This is a genomic window from Xenococcus sp. PCC 7305 (genome assembly GCF_000332055.1).
GTDB lineage: Bacteria > Cyanobacteriota > Cyanobacteriia > Cyanobacteriales > Xenococcaceae > Xenococcus.
This window is the reverse complement of the sequence record NZ_ALVZ01000103.1, coordinates 1-18,682: the sequence shown is the minus strand read 5'-3', so window position 1 is coordinate 18,682 and position 18,682 is coordinate 1. Positions and strand designations below refer to the sequence as shown.

Sequence of the window (18,682 nt, the reverse complement as noted above, 5' to 3'; positions counted from 1 at the left end):
TTTGGCGTTGCTGATTTAAAACATGAAAGAATTTTGGACTAATCTTCTTTGCTTCTTTCTTTGCGTCTTTGCGCCTTTGCGCGAAACGAATTCATACTAAATCCTGTTGAGACACAACACTTACGAGTTGAGGGATGGCAGAGGGCAGAAGGTTTTGAGTCCATTTAGATTTTCTCATCTAAACATGTGTTTTCAGAATCGGATTTAGTATCATATCTGGATTCAGCAACGCCGAAAATTTTAATTTTGTAGAACCAAAAAAAGACGCTGGCAAAATAGCTAACGTCTTCAGGTTTTAATTGTAATTTTTTCTTACAAATTCTAGATCAATCCTTTTATGTTTTAGGTTCCAACAGTCCAAGAATTAATGTAAATTTCTTGTTCAGGAGTCAAGCTGTCGATTTTAATACCCATTGCCGCAAGCTTAAGCGCTGCGATTTCTTGGTCGACTTCTGTCGGAATGGAATATAAGCCAGGTTCTAATTTACCTTTATTGACAACCAAATATTCACAAGCGAGAGCCTGGTTGGCAAAACTCATATCCATTACTGCACTAGGATGACCTTCAGCCGCAGCTAGATTAATCAGTCTGCCCTCTCCCAAGACCACAATGGATTTTCCATCAGGCATTGTGTATTCTTGAGTGAAGTTACGAGCTTCTCTAACTCCTGTAGCTGTTGCACCTAAAGATGCTAAGTCGATTTCAATGTCAAAGTGACCAGAATTACAAACCATCGCTCCGTCTTTCATCACAGCAAAATGCTCAGGACGAATGACATGCTTGTTTCCCGTTACTGTAACAAAGAGATCCCCTTCAGCTGCTGCATCAATCATGGGCATCACGCGGAAACCATCCATTGCCGCTTCGATCGCTCTTACTGGGTCGATTTCTGTCACAATGACATTAGAACCAAGTCCTTTAGCTCGCATAGCAACTCCTTTGCCACACCAGCCATAACCAGCAACTACTAGGGTTTTTCCAGCTAACAAGACGTTGGTCGCACGGATTACCCCATCAAGAGTAGATTGACCAGTTCCATAGCGATTATCGAAGAAATGCTTAGTATCTGCATCGTTAACATTCATCGCAGGGAAAGATAGAACCCCATCTTTCAACATGGCTTCTAAACGGACAATCCCAGTAGTAGTTTCCTCGGTAGAACCAATAAAGTCACTTAGTTGATCTTGTCTTTCTTTAATCAAAGTTGCTACTACATCACTACCATCATCAATAATGACGTGAGGCTTATGGTCAAGGGCAATTTGTACGTGACGATGATAGGTGTCATTATCTTCGCCTTTGATGGCAAACACAGGAATCCCATAGTCAGCAACTAGACAAGCAGCCACATCATCTTGAGTAGAAAGAGGGTTGCTAGCAATCAAAATCGCATCTGCACCTCCAGCTTGTAAGGTAATAGCTAAGTTAGCCGTCTCTGTGGTTACGTGAGAACAAGCTACCAAGCGAATGCCTGCAAAAGGTTTTTCTTGAGAAAAACGCTCTCTGATTTGCTTGATTACGGGCATTTCTCTTGCTGCCCATTCGATTCTTTGTTTTCCAACTGAAGCTAAAGCTAGATCTTTGACTTCATGTTTGGGAAGTGTAGCGACTGCAACCATATTGTTCTCTTAAATGTATCATCGATAATATGTCCTTGACATACTAACGGAAATTTATAGTAAATTGTCAAACATCAAGATCGCTAACACATAAAAAAGCTTAAAACCACATAAACCTTCATAAAAATTTATTTCGACAACTCGGAAAATGTTAACCAAATAACTTGACACGATGCCAGTATTTTGTATAATATTAGACTTTGTCTGCTATTATATTGGCCTTCTTACACTAGAAGATGACTTATTTTGTACTTATACATAAACTATGCCTACTATCCAGCAATTAATCCGTAGCGAACGCTCCAAACTACAAAAGAAGACGAAGTCTCCAGCGCTTAAAGAATGCCCGCAACGTCGTGGGGTTTGCACTAGAGTCTATACCACCACTCCCAAGAAGCCCAATTCAGCGTTAAGAAAAGTAGCGAGGGTTCGTCTGACATCTGGATTTGAGGTAACAGCTTATATCCCAGGTATTGGGCATAACCTACAAGAGCATTCCGTTGTCTTGATTCGTGGTGGTCGGGTCAAAGATCTCCCCGGTGTGAGATATCACATTGTACGAGGAACCTTAGATACCACTGGAGTTAAGGATAGGATGCAAAGCCGTTCCAAATATGGAACTAAGCGTCCTAAAGGATAAATCTAAGCAACTTAACCTAATTTTATACAATTTAATTTTCTTAAGCTCACAAACTAATATTTTGTATTGTTTGTCGCCCCACAAAGTTAAAGTCCATAATATTGCGAGTAACTCACTATAAGCTATGTCCCGTAGATCAGTAAATAAAAAGCGTCCCGTTCCTCCCGATCCAATGTACAAGAGCCGTCTAGTCAATATGACTATTAGACGAGTTATGAAGTCGGGAAAAAATTCTTTGGCCTCTCGGATCGTTTATGATGCCTTCACAACTATAGGGGAAAGAACTGGGAATGAACCTTTAGAGGTTTTTGAGCAAGCGATTAAAAACCTAACTCCCCTGGTGGAAGTAAAAGCTCGTCGGGTGGGTGGTGCAACTTACCAGGTGCCTATGGAAGTTAAACCTGGTAGAGGCACAACTTTGGCTCTGCGCTGGCTAATTCATTTTGCCCGTACCAGAGGTGGTCGTACGATGTCGGGCCGCCTGGCTAATGAGATTATGGATGCAGCGAATGAGACTGGCGCGGCAATTAAGAAACGGGAAGAAACCCATCGTATGGCAGAGGCCAATAAAGCTTTTGCTCACTACCGTTACTAAATCTAGTACATATTTCCAAACTATCTCAGGCTGAATTTAAAATTTGAATTTTAATGGCAGATTTCCCCCACTGCCAAGTTTAAACTTGGGTAGTGTAAAATAGGGAATTGTGAATAATTATTAAGTTCAACATTTTTTTTGTTAGGTATAAAGCACGAGGAGGTATCTGTGGCACGGAGTATCCCACTAGAAAGGGTACGAAATATCGGTATCGCAGCCCATATTGACGCCGGGAAAACAACAACAACAGAACGGATTCTCTATTACACTGGCATTGCTCATAAAATAGGTGAGGTTCATGACGGTGCTGCCGTTACGGACTGGATGGAGCAAGAGAAAGAACGAGGTATTACGATTACCGCAGCAGCTATTAGTACTAGTTGGCGCGATCATAAGGTCAATATTATTGATACTCCTGGTCACGTTGACTTCACTATTGAAGTTGAACGTTCTATGCGGGTTCTTGATGGTGTAATTGCAGTATTTTGCTCTGTCGGTGGTGTGCAACCTCAGTCAGAAACTGTTTGGCGACAAGCGGATCGCTATAATGTGCCTCGGATTGCTTTTGTCAATAAAATGGACCGCACTGGGGCGGACTTTTTTAAGGTTTATCAACAGATTAAAGATCGTTTGAGAGCCAATCCTGTGCCGATCCAGATCCCGATTGGTCGTGAAGGCGACTTCCAGGGGATTGTCGATTTGGTAACAATGACTGCCAAAATCTATAAAGATGATCTCGGTGAAGACATTGAAGATGTCGCAATTCCCGAACAACTTCAGGAATTGGCTCGGGAATATCGCGCCTTATTAGTTGAGGCCGTTGCTGAAACCGATGAAGCCCTTCTGGAGAAATTCCTCATGGAAGAGGAGTTTAGCGAAACAGAAATTAGAGCGGCATTGCGCCAGGGGACCATCGAAGGCTCGATGATGCCAATGTTGTGCGGTTCTGCTTTCAAGAATAAGGGAATTCAGGTTTTAATGGATGCAGTCGTTGATTATTTGCCTGCGCCTATTGATGTCCCTGCTATCACAGGGCTTTTGCCCGATGGCTCCGAAGTGCGAAGACAGTCTAATGATGATGAACCTTTCTCGGCTTTAGCTTTTAAAATTGCTACCGATAAGTTTGGTCGCTTGACCTTCTTGAGAGTCTATTCCGGCGTCTTGAGTAAAGGTAGTTATATTTATAATTCTACTAAAGATAAAAAAGAGCGCATTGCTAGGTTAGTAGTCCTCAAATCTAATGAAAGAATTGAAGTTGATGAACTGCGGGCTGGAGATTTAGGAGCGGCTGTCGGCCTTAAGTTTGCTGGGACAGGTGATACTCTGTGCGATCGCAAGAGACCAATTCTGTTGGAATCGCTTTTTGTTCCTGAACCGGTGATCTCAGTGGCTGTAGAACCTGAAACTAAAAGCGATGTCGAAAAATTGGCCAAAGCTTTGCAATCTCTGTCTGATGAAGATCCGACATTTCGGGTGCGCACCGATCCTGAAACCAATCAAACCGTGATTGCGGGAATGGGAGAACTGCATTTGGAAATTTTGGTAGATAGGATGCTTAGGGAGTTTAATGTCGAAGCTACAGTAGGGAAACCCCAAGTAGCCTATCGAGAAACCATCTTGAAATCTAGCGATGCCGAAGGTAAATGGATCAAGCAGAGTGGTGGTAAAGGTCAATATGGTCATGCTGTAATCCACCTAGAGCCAGGAAAGTCAGGTAGCGGCTTTGAATTTGTCTCCAAAATTGTTGGCGGTACTATCCCCAGAGAATATATCCCTGCTGTAGAGCAAGGGGTGAAAGAAGCTTGTGAATCGGGGGTTATTGCTGGTTACCCAATGATTGATGTTAAGGTAACTCTTGTAGATGGCTCTTACCATGATGTCGATTCTAACGAAATGGCATTTAAGCTGGCTGGAAAAATGGCAATTAAGGCTGCTGTTAAGAAAGCATCTCCTGTATTATTAGAGCCGATGATGAAAGTCGAAGTAGAAGTCCCCGAAGCTTTTTTGGGAGATGTTATGGGTGACTTGAACTCTCGTCGCGGTAATATCGAAGGTATGGACTCCGAAGATGGGCAATCCAAGGTAACTGCTAAAGTGCCTTTAGCAGAAATGTTTGGTTATGCCACAGATATCCGCTCCAAGACCCAAGGACGCGGTATATTTTCTATGGAGTTCAGTGAATACAATGAAATACCTCGCAATGTAGCTGAGGGAATCATCGAAAAAAACCAAGGGAACGCATATTAAAATAAGGAACAGATAAAACTCATGGCACGCGAAAAGTTTGAACGTAATAAAGACCACGCTAATATTGGCACTATTGGTCATGTTGACCACGGTAAAACAACTCTCACAGCAGCGATTACTCTTTCTCTAGCTGCTTCAGGTAAGGCAAAAGCTAGAAACTATGAGGATATTGATGCTGCTCCTGAGGAAAAAGCACGGGGTATCACAATCAATACGGCTCACGTAGAGTATGAAACTGAGAACCGTCACTACGCTCACGTAGATTGTCCTGGACATGCTGATTATGTGAAAAACATGATTACTGGTGCGGCGCAAATGGATGGTGGCATTCTAGTTGTATCAGCAGCTGATGGTCCCATGCCTCAAACTCGCGAACATATTCTACTTGCAAAGCAGGTTGGTGTTCCTAGCTTGGTAGTTTTCATGAACAAAGAAGACCAAGTAGATGATGAAGAGTTAATAGAGTTGGTGGAACTAGAGATTCGTGAACTTCTTACTGAGTATGATTTTCCTGGAGATGATATTCCCATTGTTTCAGGATCTGCTCTTAAAGCGGTAGAAGCACTTGCTGCTAATCCTAAGATAGCTAAAGGCGAGGACAAATGGGTTGATAAAATTCTTGAGCTTATGGATAATGTGGACTCCTTCATCCCCACTCCAGAACGTGAAGTTGATAAGCCTTTCTTGATGGCGGTAGAAGATGTATTCTCGATCACTGGTCGTGGTACTGTAGCTACTGGCCGGATCGAACGTGGTTTGGTTAAAGTTGGTGAAACAATAGAAATCGTGGGTATCAAAGACACTGCAACTTCTACTGTAACTGGAGTAGAAATGTTCCAGAAAACTTTAGACCAAGGTATGGCTGGTGACAACGTAGGTTTGCTATTGCGTGGTGTGGAAAAAGAAGCTATTCAACGTGGAATGGTGCTTGCTAAACCAGGTTCTATCACTCCTCATACCCAATTCGAGGGAGAAGTTTATGTTCTAACAAAAGAAGAAGGTGGTCGTCACACTCCTTTCTTTAAGAACTATCGTCCTCAATTCTATGTTCGTACTACTGATGTAACTGGGACTATCACCGACTACACTGCTGATGATGGTAGTGCAGTAGAAATGGTTATGCCTGGCGATCGCATCAAAATGACTGTAGAACTGATCAATCCGATCGCGATTGAAGAAGGAATGCGTTTTGCAATCAGAGAAGGCGGCCGTACTATCGGTGCCGGTGTCGTTTCTAAAATTCTTGAGGACAAGAACAAGAAAGAGAAGAAGAAGTAGCCTGGGTTACTACTTAGGATGAACTAAAAAAAGGCAGGTTGAAACAATCATAATTAACCAAGTTGTTTCGATCTGCCTCTAAAAATCTCTAATAAGAGATCTATTAAAAATTTCTGAACCTTGAAAATTAAAAATTATGGCAACTATTCAACAACAAAAAATTCGGATTCGCTTGAAAGCTTTTGACCGTCGTTTACTTGATACCTCCTGTGAAAAGATTGTCGATACGGCAAATAGAACTAACGCCACGGCAATTGGGCCTATTCCTTTACCAACCAAGAAGAAAATTTATTGTGTTTTGCGATCGCCTCATGTCGATAAAGACTCTCGCGAACATTTTGAAACTCGGACTCATCGTAGAATTATTGATATTTATCAGCCTTCTTCTAAAACTATTGATGCTTTGATGAAATTAGATTTACCTGCTGGGGTAGATATTGAAGTTAAATTATAAGATCATATTTGATTCTATTTATTAGCTTTCGCGATCGCGTATTTAGGATAGTGTTAGTTCTTCTGTTCACTGTTCTCAAGATGCGATCGCTATGTTGTTTTGAGAGCTTTACGATGATTTTATTCCACGAGTGACCTGATTCAGCCACCAGACATCATCTGTCCGGATCTGCGTAAATCCAGCAGCCCCCATCCAAGCATCGACACTGTTTTCTGCATAGTCTTTAATATAGGGTTCTTCAAAAATCTCTGTGAGCCAGGAGGTATGGCGAATAGTTTTTTGATTGCCGTCTAGGATCAAAATTTGTCCTTGGGGTTTCAACAGGCGGCAAGATTCTCTAAGTATCCCTTGGGCAATTGAAGGGGGAGTTTCATGAAATAACAAGCTTGCTGTGATTAAATCAAACTGAGCTGACTCGATTTGCGTTGCTTCTGCTGGTTCATGAAGCCATTGAACATCTAATCCTGCTTGTTTGGCTTTGCGGTTGGCGATCGCTAACATGTAGGGAGATAAGTCTAAACCAGTAACCCTAGCCTTAGGAAAAGCTTGTTGCAACATGATTGTCATCGAACCCGTCCCGCAGCCAAGATCTAAAATATTTTGCGGACTGCCATTTATCGCGGCAATTAATTCTTGACGAATCCAAGTTTCACTGGGAGGGAGTACATATTGGGTGATGGGATCGTAAGTCACTGCGGCCCCAGGGGTCAGATAACCGCCTTTAATCCCATGAAAATTTCGGGAACTGTAGTAATCAGGGTAAATTAGATTAGGATTGGACAGACGATCATATTCTGCTTGCCAATCAATACTATCGTGTAGTTCTTTCAGCGTTTTTTCGTCGACGAGTAATTGAAAGATTGGTTGGAGAAATTTTTCCCAAAGGGTATTTTGCGCTGCCACCATGCTTAATATTTATCCCTATTTTAGCAGGCTCTAAGTAATTTCAACGTAATTCGATAAACTGCCGATTCCTTCGATTTCTACGGTAACGCGATCGCCTTTCTGCATCGCACCAATGCCCTGGGGTGTACCGGTTAAAATAACGTCTCCTGGCATTAAAGTCATAATCCCTGAAATGTAGGAAACTAGAAATTCGGGAGAAAATTTCATCTCAGTAACTATTGCTGATTGACGAGGTTTGGCTTCGGAATTTAAGAAAGTTTCTAATGTGGCCTCTGTAGCCAATTCTCGGATAATCCAAGGCCCTAAAGGACAAAAAGTATCAAACCCTTTTGCTCTTGTCCATTGTCCGTCCTTTTTTTGCAGGTCTCTGGCAGTAACATCATTGGCAATGGTATAACCCCAAATTGCCTTGCTCGCTTGCTCCAGATTTTGCTGATAACAGCGCTCTCCGATAACTATTGCTAACTCTCCTTCATAATCAACGCGTTTAGATATTTGTGGATAACGAATTCCCGCACCATCAGGAATGATTGCTGTATTTGGCTTGAGGAATAATAAAGGTTCTTTTGGTGCCTCAGTTCCCATTTCTGCTGCATGTTTAACATAGTTTTTCCCCACCGCAACTATTTTAGAGGGAACGCAGGGAGCGAGTAGCTGATAAGTATCGGCCTCTAACTCCAGATCGGTAACCTGACCATTTAACCAGGGTGGTGCATCAAGAACTGCCACGCCACGATTTGGTTGCAATAAGCCATAGTAGACTGATTCGCTATTGGTTTTTACTCGAACATATCGTTTTGTCATATCTCAAGGTTAATTGAAAACCTAATTTATTGTGAGCAAATCTGGTAAGATGGTAAATCCTTGCTTCTAAATACTAGATTTATTTAATAGAGTCAAATATTCAAGGAGCCACTTAGTCCAAAAGGAGTTTAACTTGTCATGAGTAATAATTATGAAATGATGTACATTCTACGCCCCGACTTATCGGAAGAAAAAGTCAGGGAGGCAGTTGGTAAATATCAAAGTTTTATCGCTGATAGGGGTGCAGAAGATATTCAAATCCAAAATCGTGGGAAAAGAAGATTAGCTTATCCGATTAAAAAATTCTTAGATGGCATCTACATCCAAATGAATTATCAAGCAGATGGTACTCAAATTGCACCTCTAGAAAGGGCAATGCGTTTGGGTGAAGAAGTTATTCGTTATATGACGCTTAAGGTCAAAGCGCAACCTGAAGGGGTATCTGAAGGTGAAACTGAGGCAGCAGCAGAGGAAGAATAAAATCAATAAAGTCATAGTGGTTTTTCTATCTAACTTCTATAATTTCTAATTTATCACCTACTTTGAGGATTCCCTCTCCGTAGGGAACCATATTTTCTCCGAACATGACCCCTCGATCTCCAAATTGCCGAAAGCTACCAAGAGTTCTTAGGGGTTCTTTTAGTTCGTTCTTTGTCCCTTTTTTTTGGTCAATGGTCGTTATAATGCAACGACTACAGGGTTTGAGCAGGGCAAATTTGAGCTCTCCAAGTTTAATGATTTTCCAATTATCTTCTTCAAAAGGAGTTTCTGTCTCAACCACGATATTAGGACGAAAATGATTCATCGGGATAATTGGCGCAGCTTCTTGATAAGTTTCGGCGATGCGACGATTTAAATCTGCCAGAGAAGCTGTGGCTGTGAGCAAAAATGGATAACCATCGGCAAAGCTGACGGGATTTTCGGTTTTGAAAGATAATTTATGACGTACCTTACGGAGCTCGGTTGCTGATTGTCTGACCAAGCGGCATTCTTTATCTTGACCGAGTTCTAGTAGATGGTGAAACCAGGCTGCAACTTCATCTCCTTGGTCAATCGCGATGGTATTATCACGCCAAATTTCCACAGCAATTTTGGCTCCCTCCAGGCTGGGAGTAAAGGTTAAAGTCGGTAAAACCTGGTCTGCTGTTGATAGAGAAATGCGATCGCCTTCAAGCTTGATTTGAGCTTTAGCTAGTTGGGGGAATTGTCTTTGGGTAAGAAATTTGCCCCGTTTACTAATTACCATCATTTCGCGATCCCAAAGAAAGCCCTTGGGTGTTACCTCAGCTTGTTTGAGCTTAATCCCTTGACAGGACTTAATAGGATAGACATAGAGTTCGGAGACGATCATATAGTTTCAGAATCTAGCAACAGGTTGATTGTGATATTTGTGATTGTTTGAAAATATCGAAGTTTCGATTAGTATCAATAAATTTTATATATAGCAATTATTTATTCCTATGTAATATATCTTGGTTTTTTTGGTGTTAAGTCTCAGGTTTTAAGGGTTGGGGCTTTAATGCATTTTATTTTAGTTTGAATGTGGATGAAAATCGCTATTTATAGGCTTGATTATTCGAATTTATTACTCTCTGTTTTGTAAAGCAAAAATTCCAATTCGTCCAGTATTATTAACAAGAATCAATGAAGAATGGGGAGCAAGATAAGGGAAAAGCTAAAGGGACTCTCCTGCTCCCTACTCATGACCTATTTCCCGTTCTAAAAAGGCGGCAACTCGCAGAATTAGGGATTCATTGTAGGGTGCAGCAATGATTTGAACGCCCAAAGGCAATTTGCCTGGCTTGAGGATGGGAATTGATAGTACGGGCAATCCGATAAAAGATAAGGGTTGAGTAAAACGTCCTAAATGAGGGCGAACTAAAATTTCTTTCCCCGCAATTGTTATCTTTTCCTGACCAAGTAGGGGCGCAACACAGGGGGTAGCTGGGGCTAGAATGATATCTACTTGTTGCCAAATAGTTTTCATTTGGCGTCTATACCAGGCTCGAAATCTCTGGGCCTGAAGATACCAATCAGCGGGGATCAAAGCCCCAGCCAGAAAACGATCGCGAGTAGCGGGATCAAAATCTTGGGGACGCGATCGCAGATTGGGAAGATGTAAATTCGAGCCTTCGACTGCTGTGATGATATAGGCGGCTGCTTTGGCGCGATCGCTTTCAGGAATAGTTATAGTTTTACTAACTTGCAATTTCCTGGCAATTTCCCCTACCGCAGATAGCGCTTCTGCTGTGGCTCCTGTGGCAAAATAGTCATCTGCGATCGCAATTTTCAGGCCGTCAATTCCCTGGGTAATATTGGGTAAACATGGCTGAGGGGGCTCGCTTGTACAAACAGGATCTCGCTTATCTGTCCCCTGCAAGACATCAAAGACGGCGGCAATATCTCTCACCGAATGAGCAAAAGGGCCAATATGATCTAAGCTACTGGCAAATAAAAAGGTTCCTGCTCGGGATAAACGACCATAGGTGGGTTTAAATCCATAAACTCCTGCTAAAGCTGCGGGAACACGAATTGAGCCATTGGTATCTGAACCCAAAGTTAGAGGAACTAGATTTGCTGCCACCGCAGCTGCTGAGCCCCCAGAAGATCCGCCAACAATACGACGGGGATCATGGGGATTGGGCGTTGCACCATAGTGACTATTTTCGGTGACAAATCCATAGGCATATTCATCCATGTTCAAGGCTCCGACCAAGATAGCTCCTGAGGCTTGGAGCTTCTTAATTGCAGTAGCATCTTCTACCGCAGGTGGATTATCGAGGTTAATTTTCGAGCCTGCTAGGGTGATTTCACCTTTAATATCAAAAAGATTTTTCACCGCAAAGGGAACCCCTGCCAGAATTCCTGGATCATCTCCCTGGGCAATTAGTTGATCTATTTTGATAGCTTCTGCGATCGCTCTGGTCTTAGTTAGGGAGGTAAAACAGTTTAGTTGGGAATTATGTTGTTCAATTTGAGCTAAAGTTTGTTCAATAACTTCTCTTGCTGTGACTTGGCGATCACGCAGTGCCTCGCCGCTGGCGAGACCGCGAATCTTCTGGGCGATCGCCAAGGCATCCTGGGATTTATTCAAGTTTTCTCCTCTTTCAATATTAAAAAACGACGTTAATTATGAATTGAATTCTTTTGGCTGAAAACTAGCAGCAGATTCTATATTTTCCGTCAACTCAAATTCTGTGACTAAAGAAGCAATCTCTGTAATTGCCAACCAATTTTCCTCTACCTTTGGTAAATATTTGGGCTCTATTGTTAAACCCAGTAATTTTGCGGTTGCCAGCACATATCCAGGAGCATTTTCTGGTTTTTCACTCATTTAATTTTCCTCTATTTGTCTCCCCATTCGACCAGTATTTTATTGCAGGTTATCAATCGGGATCAAGCTAGATCCGTGGGATAACAAGGTAAGCAATTCTTAATTTTCAATTTTCAATTTTCAATTTTTAATTTTTTAATTATTTCCTTGACGAATAAAGTTTCCTCGCATGTAATGTTCATTAGTACTGATGTTCTGAGATTAATCCCCCGAATAAACTATAATTATGGAACGTTTAACTCCTGCGCAAAAAGAATTATATGATTGGTTAGTTGACTATATTCAGACTAGTCATCATGCTCCTTCGATTCGGCAAATGATGATTGCGATGAATCTGCGTTCTCCTGCCCCCATACAAAGCCGTCTTGAGCGGTTACGTAATAAGGGATATATTGACTGGACAGATGGTAAAGCTCGTACCATGAGGATTGTACATCAACCAGAAAAAGGATTACCTATTTTAGGGGCGATCGCGGCTGAGGGATCAGTAGAAAAATTTATGGAATCCGCAGAAAGACTAGATCTCAGCGATTTATGGGCAAAATCAGAATATTATGTGCTGCGGGTAACAGGGGATAGCATGATCGAAGATTTCATTATTGAAGGGGATCTAGTCGTCATGCGGGAAGTATCTTCTGTTGATGAAGCCCAAAGTAATGATATTGTAGCCGCTAAAGTACCAGGTCAGGAAACGAGTCTTCAACGCTTTTATATTAAGGACAATAAAGTGACTCTGCAACCGGCAAATGCTCGCTACAAGTCGATCGAAATTGATGCCAATTCTCTAGAATTGCAAGGTGTTTTAGTTGGTATTTGGCGAACTATAGAAAATAACAGCTAATCGCATAATCGCAACAAGAGCTTAAAAGCTTTCGCCAATACTTAAAGTTCGAGATTTTCCTTGATTAGTCATCGTAGCTTTTTCTTTGGTTACTGATTCTAAAATCCAATTAGTATTTTCCAGACTTTCTCCCAGCCAAATTCTCTGAGTTATCCCATTAACCTTGAATAATGCAGCAGAAGCCTCTCCCAATTCAACTAGGCCGACTAAAGTACTATTTATTTTGGGGGTGGTGATAGCTGTGGCAACCTTTGTATCCGAAGTTTTAGGAGTTTCCTTAATTTTGATATTAGCTGATTCGACAGGAGTTGGGGGCGACGGAATTTTGACTGAAGGTTCAATTGCACTAAATTCAGATGGGGGAGGTGGTGGCAGAGGAATGGCTTTGGGTAGAGGTGGCGGAGAGTAAGATGTGATCGGATTTGTTGCTGCCTGAGTGTAGACAGGGACATAAACTACTGTAGGATTTTCTTCTGCTGTGGGAGAAGCTTTTTGGTTGGCAATGACTTGACGATCTATGGTTTCTAGCGATCGCTGCATATAGTCTAGAAATTCGACATCTGCTTTGGGAATAGTTTCCCTATTTGAGAATAAAAAGGGGATAAAGTTTCGCCCTGTGGTATAGGAAAATAGCCACCAAGCAACCAAGGTAAAATAGCCAAAGGACGCCAACAATAATAATTTAGCTGGGGCAATTTTTTTCTGAGGAGTATTCGACTCAAGATTTGGTTCGGAAATTGCTTCTAAAGAGAATAAGTCAAGTTCATAATTCTCATCTGATTCTAATTCATACCAGTCATTAGCAATTGTGGTGGGATTAGCAACAGCTAAGGATGAACCATTAGACTGTTCTGGGTTGGTTTTTGATAACGCTGATGATTTCTGAAGATTTTGAGGGTTCTGTGAAGGGGGACTCAATTCTTTTCTGTCAGAGCTTGGCACAGAATGCCGACTAATAGATTTTTGGGAATTTTGATAGGGCTGATAATTTTCTGAACGGTATATAGTTAAGGTATAAATAAAAGAAAATTTTTCCGTTTTTCGCTCAATGCTGAGATTCTTGGACATGGATATACCCAAACTCATTACGCGTCCGACGATAACTTATCTTGGCTAATTCATGCCATAGTAATTTCTCAGAAATTAGTTTTCAATCGCCCGATCTTCCTCAGTAATACTACTGGTCAAACGAAGGCAGAAGGAAGATGGCAGAAGGCAGAAGGTTTTTTTGTTTTAAATCCGCAATTACCTTTCCCCAAAATTGTTTGCCTTTTAGAGCGCAGCCTGGTCAGTGTTGATGCTGTTAGAAATAGCCGCTAGGTTAAAGTAAGTTAATTATGGATTCATGGATGTCCTAACTTAGCTAAGTACTGCTATAGATTTAATAATGCAAGAAAATTATTTTGGCTAAAAAACTTCTAGCAATCAAGCCAAAGTTTTTATGTTTGCTGTAGATCTTAAGATACTTTACAAACCATTTCCAATCAGAATAAACGGAGACCAGTAGTGAGGATGGCTAAAATCAGTGTTTTCTGAATTGAATTGTTCACAATCTAGAGATGTCTTGTTTAACAAACTTAATTTAGCTTCTCTGAGGGCTTGAGCTTTGGTGATCGAGGTATTTTCATTAGCAAGAGTACAATAAAATCGCTGCATTAATTGACTGGTACTCGCATCATCTACTTGCCACAAGGAAGCTATGACTGTTTTGGCTCCTCCAGATATGAAGTAGTAGCTAAGGGCATTAATTTCTACTCCTTCTTCAAATGCGATCGCGCCTGGTGAATCTTTACTCTCTACTTGAGTTTTGATTCTTTTGGTTGCTTCTCCGACAGCGGTTTCACAGCCTGAAAGTACTACTAAATGTACATCATCTAAATAATTTTTCAGTGTTTTAATGCTTTGTTCGCCTTCGATTGTTAGTTTCTCGCCATTGCCCAATACTAAATATGAACTATTTTGGTTCCCTGGGACAAAATCACCGTGGGTTGCGATATGTAGGATTTTGCGATCTTTTAAGTTATTTCTTAAGCTCAAATAGGTAAATTCATCGTCTAATAATTCGAGTCCTGGATAAATTCCTTGGCGATCTTGTGAGTTATCTTCTCGAACAATATTGTTGATTTCTGTGGGAACATGTTGCAATGCATCATAACCAGGAGCATTCGCAGCACCTAGCCCTAAAATATTAGTTTGGTTTAGATCGTTTGGTAAGCGATCGCTTGTATCGGTGAGGGCAGCGGAAATGAAAGTTGTAATGGTATATTTTTCCATCAGATATTGCTGACCATCGAAGAGAACTTCCATCGGGATATAGCGCAATGCTCTATCTAAGGAGAATACTAAATGTTGAATCTCGATTTCTTTGGCTGATAATTCTTGTTCAATTGGGACTATTAACCATTCGTATAATTGGTTGGCACTGGCTTGTAGAGTTGAGCGATCGGAATTGGGATCTTTGAGAGCTGAGCTTAGTTTGAGGATTTCGTTGTTGAGTTTGAGCCGACCCACATTGTCAATTTTTGCTTTACCAATTACTTTTCCTTTAACCGCCCAGAGTATCCAGATTTTATCTTCTAAGACTAAGGGATAGATTACGGCTGTTCCAGGTTGGGCATTGTATTGATCACTGGCTTCGATAATCCGATTTGCTGTTTTGTTGAATAATTCAGGCTTTAAAAATGGTTTATCATCGATAGGTCTTGAGCCAATTAAGGTTTCTAGCTCTAGAATTAGTGTATCTAGTTCATTTTCTAATTTGTCTCGCTCTGTATAGAGATCGGATAGTTTGGGGCATTGAGTGAGTTCACATTGATTAAGTTCTTGGGCAAAGAGTACAAGTTTGCCGTAGGAATCGATAATTCTTTTTTCTTCTGGGAGTAAAACTACTTTAGCTTCGCCTCTGGAAAGTTTGCTGCGGGTAAAGTCTTGTATTTCTTGTATTTTGAGTAGTTCTAATACTTGTTGTGCTTCGTAAATGCGATCTTGAGATAGCAATAAATCAGCAAGACGGCGATAAGTTCCCGCAACAGTTTCGGTGTAGGATTTTTGTAATTCTTTGTTTAAAACTCGGTTTTTTTGGCGAATTCCTTCCCAAACAATGACTGATTGTTTATAAAAGACGATGGCAAGTTCTGATTGTTCTTGTTGTTCGTGTAAGTATCCTAAGTTACTCAGAGTTTTTCCTTCACCTTCGAGATCGCCTATTTCCTTATTAATAGCCAAGGACTGCTGAAAGAATTCAATTGCCTTGGGAGAATCTCCCAACGTACCAAAGGCAAGACCCAAATTGCCCAAGGAAGAAGCTTCTCCACTGCGATCACCAATGTTTCGTTGAATTATTAAGGATTGCTTGTAGTAGCCAATGGCTGATTTGTAATCTTTCAGGTTGTCATAAGCAACGCCCAAACCCATTAAGGAACTTGCTTCTCCTTTACGAGCATCTAGAGCCTGAAAGATTACTAAAGACTGCTCAAAGTAATCAATAGCCTTATGATGTCGTCTCTGAAAAATGTAAATGCGACCTAAACCTATTAATGAATTAGCTTCTCCGTTGAGATCACCGATTTCTTGAAATATTTTCAGGGATTGCTTGTTATAGTCAATAGCTTTTTGATACTTTCCAAGGTTATCATAAGTGTTGCTCAAGCCCATTAATGAATTAGCTTCTCCATAGGGATCCCCGATTTCCTGAAATATTTTGAGGGACTGCTTGTAGTAATTAATAGCTTTAGGGTAGTCTCCAATTCTATTATAAACGTTTCCTAGAACTGTTAATGATTTAGCCTCTCCATAGGGATCACCGATTTCCTGAAATATTTTCAGGGATTGCTTGCTATAGTAAATTGCCGTTGAATACTTTCCAAGTAGACGGGAACCCTCTCCCAAATTGTTTAAAGAGCCGGCTTCTCCATTGCGATCTCTAATATCTCGATATATTTTTAATGCTAGTTCCCAAGATTGTAGCGCTTCTCGATATTGGCTAATTTGAAATTGTTGAATTCCCTGTTGTAGTAACCTATCAGCTTCTACTTTTCTTTCCGATTGGATTTGAGCAAAAACTGGCGTTGCCAAAGATACCAATAATGCTGGAGTCACAACTGAGGCGATCGCAAGAAAGGAAAAGAATAAAATTATCTTGCCTTTTAATTTAGATTGCTGCATGAACTACTCCACCTCATAGGGAGGATGGAGTTTCTAGCTTCACTGGGTGTTGCATTACCTTGCTCTTGCGACCACGATTATGACTTACACTCCCTCCACTAGCAGAGACGGCTGCACCATCCGCCTTTAGCATTCTGATTCCTTCTGCTCTAATGTTTTTGCTTGCTGCGGAATCCCTATCATGAATGGCGTTACATGAATTATTGATACAAATCCATTCTCTAACACTCAAATCCATTTTTGGTTGCTGGGTTAGACATTCATGGCAGATATGGGAACTAGGAAAAAATCTATCTATTTCTACGAGCTTTTTATCTTCTCGTTCAAGTTTATAACTCAAGAAATTAATGAACATTCCCCATCCACAATCAGATATTGCTTTAGCTAATTTATGGTTACGCACTAATCCCTTTATATTGAGGTTTTCTACCACAATAACTTTGCTTTCGTTAGTCAGTTTTCTACTTAGTTTATGCAGAAAATCATGACGAGAATTGCTTATTCGTGTGTGAACCTTAGCTACTAATTTCCTAGCTTTCTGTCTTGTTTTACTTCCTAGTTGTTTACGAGCTAATTTCTTTTGTTTTCTCACTAGGTTTTTCTCATGCTTTTTGATATGCCTAGGATTAGCATATTTACTCGTTTTAGTCCCATCATTGACTATGGCAAAATCTTTAATTCCGAGATCAATTCCTAGAATTTTGTTGCTATTTCCAGAGATAAAACAAGCTTCAACCTCATAAATAATTGAAGCAAAATATCTACCATCACTGTCCTTGGTAACAGTAACAGTCTTTATTTTTCCCTCATATCTACGGTCAAATATTGCTTTGACAAGCCTTATCTTTGGTAGATAAATATAGTCTCCTTGAATCCTTACTGATTGAGGAAAGCTTACAGACTGCTTTCTGTGCTTTGACTTGAATCTAGGATATCTTGCTCTTTTTTCAAAGAAGTTGATAAATGCACGAGATAGATTGAGTGTTGTTTGCTGTAAAGATTGAGAGTAGACATCGGTTTTTAACCATTCATACTCTTCATTCTCCTTTAGTTTTGGAAGCAAAGCATTTAAGCCATTACGAGATATTCCTTTACCAGTTTCTTTATAGGTTTGGTTACATACGTTAAGAGCATTATTCCACCACCATCGGCAACAGCCCATTGCTCTTGCTAGTTGCTGTTGTTGCTCAGAGGTTGGATAAATCCTGATCTTTTGGGCTACCCTAATCATACTTAGCATTATACAAGATAGTGATAGAATTTGTTTTACTTAGTCACTCGCGAGATTTGCTCAAATAGTTCCTGATAAACTACTGTTTCAACTGAACTGCTTGTATTCCCTTCAAATCCAAGCCAATTAAGAATTTGACGTTCATAGCTATCTGGAACGGCAGCCCCAATAATTATAGACATTCGTATCTAAGAAAATTCGATTGATAACGGATTTCATTGGCAACTATATTTGTCTTCTGCGACTTTTTTAGATTTATGTTCTGTTGCTATTTTCTGTTTGATTTCTTGAACTAAATTGATAATTTTTTCTGGAGAATCATAGCCAGCTTTCTTAAGATTTTGTTGGAATTGTTTTTGAAACTTATCTAAAGAAATTAATTTTTTTTGAGCAGAGTTATTCATTACAATTAATTTGTTTTAAGCCTCTAAATTTATTATAGTAATCATATTAGACCTCTTGCAAAAATACGAGTTTTGGTTGTTTCAGCGATTTTGACCAATCGCTATATACATTATGATTAGGGGTTTATAGAAATACCCTCAATTAATTATGCAAGAGGTCTATT

18 protein-coding genes are annotated in these 18,682 nt (G+C 40.5%); 7 read left to right on the top strand and 11 right to left on the bottom strand.

Translation table 11 applies throughout. The features are described 5' to 3' along the window. Positions 1-342: 342 nt before the first annotated feature. Positions 343-1,620 carry an adenosylhomocysteinase gene (ahcY, locus tag XEN7305_RS04470; RefSeq protein ID WP_006508160.1) on the bottom strand — a complete coding sequence of 426 codons (1,278 nt, stop codon included), beginning with the start codon at positions 1,618-1,620 and terminating at the stop codon, positions 343-345. A gap of 265 nt (positions 1,621-1,885) precedes the next feature. Between ahcY and rpsL the strand changes: the two genes are divergently transcribed. The 5 genes from rpsL (at position 1,886) to rpsJ (ending at position 6,834) form a co-directional block, all read left to right on the top strand. Next, positions 1,886-2,260 carry a 30S ribosomal protein S12 gene (rpsL, locus tag XEN7305_RS04465; RefSeq protein ID WP_006508159.1) on the top strand — a complete coding sequence of 125 codons (375 nt, stop codon included), beginning with the start codon at positions 1,886-1,888 and terminating at the stop codon, positions 2,258-2,260. Between the two features lie 124 nt (positions 2,261-2,384). Then, a complete protein-coding gene (gene rpsG / locus XEN7305_RS04460; RefSeq protein WP_006508158.1) occupies positions 2,385-2,855 on the top strand; it encodes a 30S ribosomal protein S7 in 471 nt (156 codons plus the stop codon). 168 nt (positions 2,856-3,023) lie between these two features. Then, entirely contained in the window at positions 3,024-5,102 is a 2,079-nt protein-coding gene (gene fusA / locus XEN7305_RS04455) for an elongation factor G (protein WP_006508157.1), read from the top strand. 21 nt (positions 5,103-5,123) lie between these two features. Continuing rightward, positions 5,124-6,380, top strand: a complete 1,257-nt coding sequence (gene tuf / locus XEN7305_RS04450; RefSeq protein WP_006508156.1) for an elongation factor Tu — start codon at positions 5,124-5,126, stop codon at positions 6,378-6,380. 136 nt (positions 6,381-6,516) lie between these two features. Then, entirely contained in the window at positions 6,517-6,834 is a 318-nt protein-coding gene (gene rpsJ / locus XEN7305_RS04445) for a 30S ribosomal protein S10 (protein WP_006508155.1), read from the top strand. Between the two features lie 108 nt (positions 6,835-6,942). Here rpsJ and XEN7305_RS04440 read toward each other — a convergent pair whose 3' ends face one another. Beyond that, entirely contained in the window at positions 6,943-7,740 is a 798-nt protein-coding gene (locus XEN7305_RS04440; RefSeq protein ID WP_006508154.1) for a class I SAM-dependent methyltransferase, read from the bottom strand. A 30-nt stretch (positions 7,741-7,770) separates the two neighbouring features. Then, positions 7,771-8,544: a fumarylacetoacetate hydrolase family protein gene (locus tag XEN7305_RS04435; protein WP_006508153.1), complete on the bottom strand. Its 774-nt coding sequence runs from the start codon at positions 8,542-8,544 to the stop codon at positions 7,771-7,773. A 138-nt stretch (positions 8,545-8,682) separates the two neighbouring features. Here XEN7305_RS04435 and rpsF point away from each other — a divergent pair, with 138 nt between their 5' ends. Then, complete coding sequence (rpsF, locus tag XEN7305_RS04430) at positions 8,683-9,024, top strand: 30S ribosomal protein S6 (protein ID WP_006508152.1); 342 nt, start codon at positions 8,683-8,685, stop codon at positions 9,022-9,024. 25 nt (positions 9,025-9,049) lie between these two features. On the opposite strand, the gene XEN7305_RS04425 is transcribed toward rpsF, so the two are convergent. From XEN7305_RS04425 to XEN7305_RS04415, 3 genes are all read right to left on the bottom strand, one after another. Continuing rightward, on the bottom strand, positions 9,050-9,895 hold the full coding sequence (locus XEN7305_RS04425) for an MOSC domain-containing protein (protein ID WP_006508151.1): 846 nt from the start codon (positions 9,893-9,895) through the stop codon (positions 9,050-9,052). A gap of 345 nt (positions 9,896-10,240) precedes the next feature. Next, positions 10,241-11,638 carry an Asp-tRNA(Asn)/Glu-tRNA(Gln) amidotransferase GatCAB subunit A gene (locus tag XEN7305_RS04420; protein WP_006508150.1) on the bottom strand — a complete coding sequence of 466 codons (1,398 nt, stop codon included), beginning with the start codon at positions 11,636-11,638 and terminating at the stop codon, positions 10,241-10,243. Between the two features lie 36 nt (positions 11,639-11,674). Next, positions 11,675-11,878 carry a DUF4089 domain-containing protein gene (locus tag XEN7305_RS04415; RefSeq protein WP_006508149.1) on the bottom strand — a complete coding sequence of 68 codons (204 nt, stop codon included), beginning with the start codon at positions 11,876-11,878 and terminating at the stop codon, positions 11,675-11,677. A 226-nt stretch (positions 11,879-12,104) separates the two neighbouring features. On the opposite strand from XEN7305_RS04415, the gene lexA reads away from it, so the two are divergent. Then, complete coding sequence (gene lexA, locus XEN7305_RS04410; protein ID WP_006508148.1) at positions 12,105-12,719, top strand: transcriptional repressor LexA; 615 nt, start codon at positions 12,105-12,107, stop codon at positions 12,717-12,719. 21 nt (positions 12,720-12,740) lie between these two features. Here the strand turns inward: lexA and XEN7305_RS04405 are convergent, their stop codons facing one another. The 5 genes from XEN7305_RS04405 to XEN7305_RS04390 all read right to left on the bottom strand — a co-directional run bounded on the left by XEN7305_RS04405 (position 12,741) and on the right by XEN7305_RS04390 (position 18,518). Further along, positions 12,741-13,787 carry a hypothetical protein gene (locus XEN7305_RS04405; protein ID WP_040896738.1) on the bottom strand — a complete coding sequence of 349 codons (1,047 nt, stop codon included), beginning with the start codon at positions 13,785-13,787 and terminating at the stop codon, positions 12,741-12,743. A gap of 399 nt (positions 13,788-14,186) precedes the next feature. Further along, the gene (locus XEN7305_RS04400) at positions 14,187-16,883 is read right to left on the bottom strand and encodes a tetratricopeptide repeat protein (protein ID WP_006508146.1); all 2,697 of its coding nucleotides are present in this window, start codon (positions 16,881-16,883) and stop codon (positions 14,187-14,189) included. A gap of 13 nt (positions 16,884-16,896) precedes the next feature. After that, entirely contained in the window at positions 16,897-18,123 is a 1,227-nt protein-coding gene (locus XEN7305_RS04395; protein ID WP_006508145.1) for an RNA-guided endonuclease TnpB family protein, read from the bottom strand. Between the two features lie 26 nt (positions 18,124-18,149). Further along, on the bottom strand, positions 18,150-18,296 hold the full coding sequence (locus tag XEN7305_RS28895; protein ID WP_006508144.1) for a hypothetical protein: 147 nt from the start codon (positions 18,294-18,296) through the stop codon (positions 18,150-18,152). A gap of 33 nt (positions 18,297-18,329) precedes the next feature. Beyond that, positions 18,330-18,518: a hypothetical protein gene (locus tag XEN7305_RS04390; protein ID WP_006508143.1), complete on the bottom strand. Its 189-nt coding sequence runs from the start codon at positions 18,516-18,518 to the stop codon at positions 18,330-18,332. Between the last annotated feature and the right edge of the window lie 164 nt (positions 18,519-18,682).

What these genes read in the sequence shown, in the direction of transcription:
- XEN7305_RS04415 (WP_006508149.1), bottom strand. Translation starts at nt 11,878, where the DNA reads ATGAGTGAAAAACCAGAAAATGCTCCTGGATATGTGCTGGCAACCGCA.
- XEN7305_RS04435 (WP_006508153.1), bottom strand. Translation starts at nt 8,544, where the DNA reads ATGACAAAACGATATGTTCGAGTAAAAACCAATAGCGAATCAGTCTAC.
- XEN7305_RS04405 (WP_040896738.1), bottom strand. Translation starts at nt 13,787, where the DNA reads ATGTCCAAGAATCTCAGCATTGAGCGAAAAACGGAAAAATTTTCTTTT.
- XEN7305_RS04390 (WP_006508143.1), bottom strand. Translation starts at nt 18,518, where the DNA reads ATGAATAACTCTGCTCAAAAAAAATTAATTTCTTTAGATAAGTTTCAA.
- rpsJ (WP_006508155.1), top strand. Translation starts at nt 6,517, where the DNA reads ATGGCAACTATTCAACAACAAAAAATTCGGATTCGCTTGAAAGCTTTT.
- rpsF (WP_006508152.1), top strand. Translation starts at nt 8,683, where the DNA reads ATGAGTAATAATTATGAAATGATGTACATTCTACGCCCCGACTTATCG.
- tuf (WP_006508156.1), top strand. Translation starts at nt 5,124, where the DNA reads ATGGCACGCGAAAAGTTTGAACGTAATAAAGACCACGCTAATATTGGC.
- lexA (WP_006508148.1), top strand. Translation starts at nt 12,105, where the DNA reads ATGGAACGTTTAACTCCTGCGCAAAAAGAATTATATGATTGGTTAGTT.
- rpsL (WP_006508159.1), top strand. Translation starts at nt 1,886, where the DNA reads ATGCCTACTATCCAGCAATTAATCCGTAGCGAACGCTCCAAACTACAA.
- XEN7305_RS04395 (WP_006508145.1), bottom strand. Translation starts at nt 18,123, where the DNA reads ATGCTAAGTATGATTAGGGTAGCCCAAAAGATCAGGATTTATCCAACC.
- XEN7305_RS04425 (WP_006508151.1), bottom strand. Translation starts at nt 9,895, where the DNA reads ATGATCGTCTCCGAACTCTATGTCTATCCTATTAAGTCCTGTCAAGGG.
- rpsG (WP_006508158.1), top strand. Translation starts at nt 2,385, where the DNA reads ATGTCCCGTAGATCAGTAAATAAAAAGCGTCCCGTTCCTCCCGATCCA.
- XEN7305_RS28895 (WP_006508144.1), bottom strand. Translation starts at nt 18,296, where the DNA reads ATGTCTATAATTATTGGGGCTGCCGTTCCAGATAGCTATGAACGTCAA.
- XEN7305_RS04440 (WP_006508154.1), bottom strand. Translation starts at nt 7,740, where the DNA reads ATGGTGGCAGCGCAAAATACCCTTTGGGAAAAATTTCTCCAACCAATC.
- ahcY (WP_006508160.1), bottom strand. Translation starts at nt 1,620, where the DNA reads ATGGTTGCAGTCGCTACACTTCCCAAACATGAAGTCAAAGATCTAGCT.
- XEN7305_RS04400 (WP_006508146.1), bottom strand. Translation starts at nt 16,883, where the DNA reads ATGCAGCAATCTAAATTAAAAGGCAAGATAATTTTATTCTTTTCCTTT.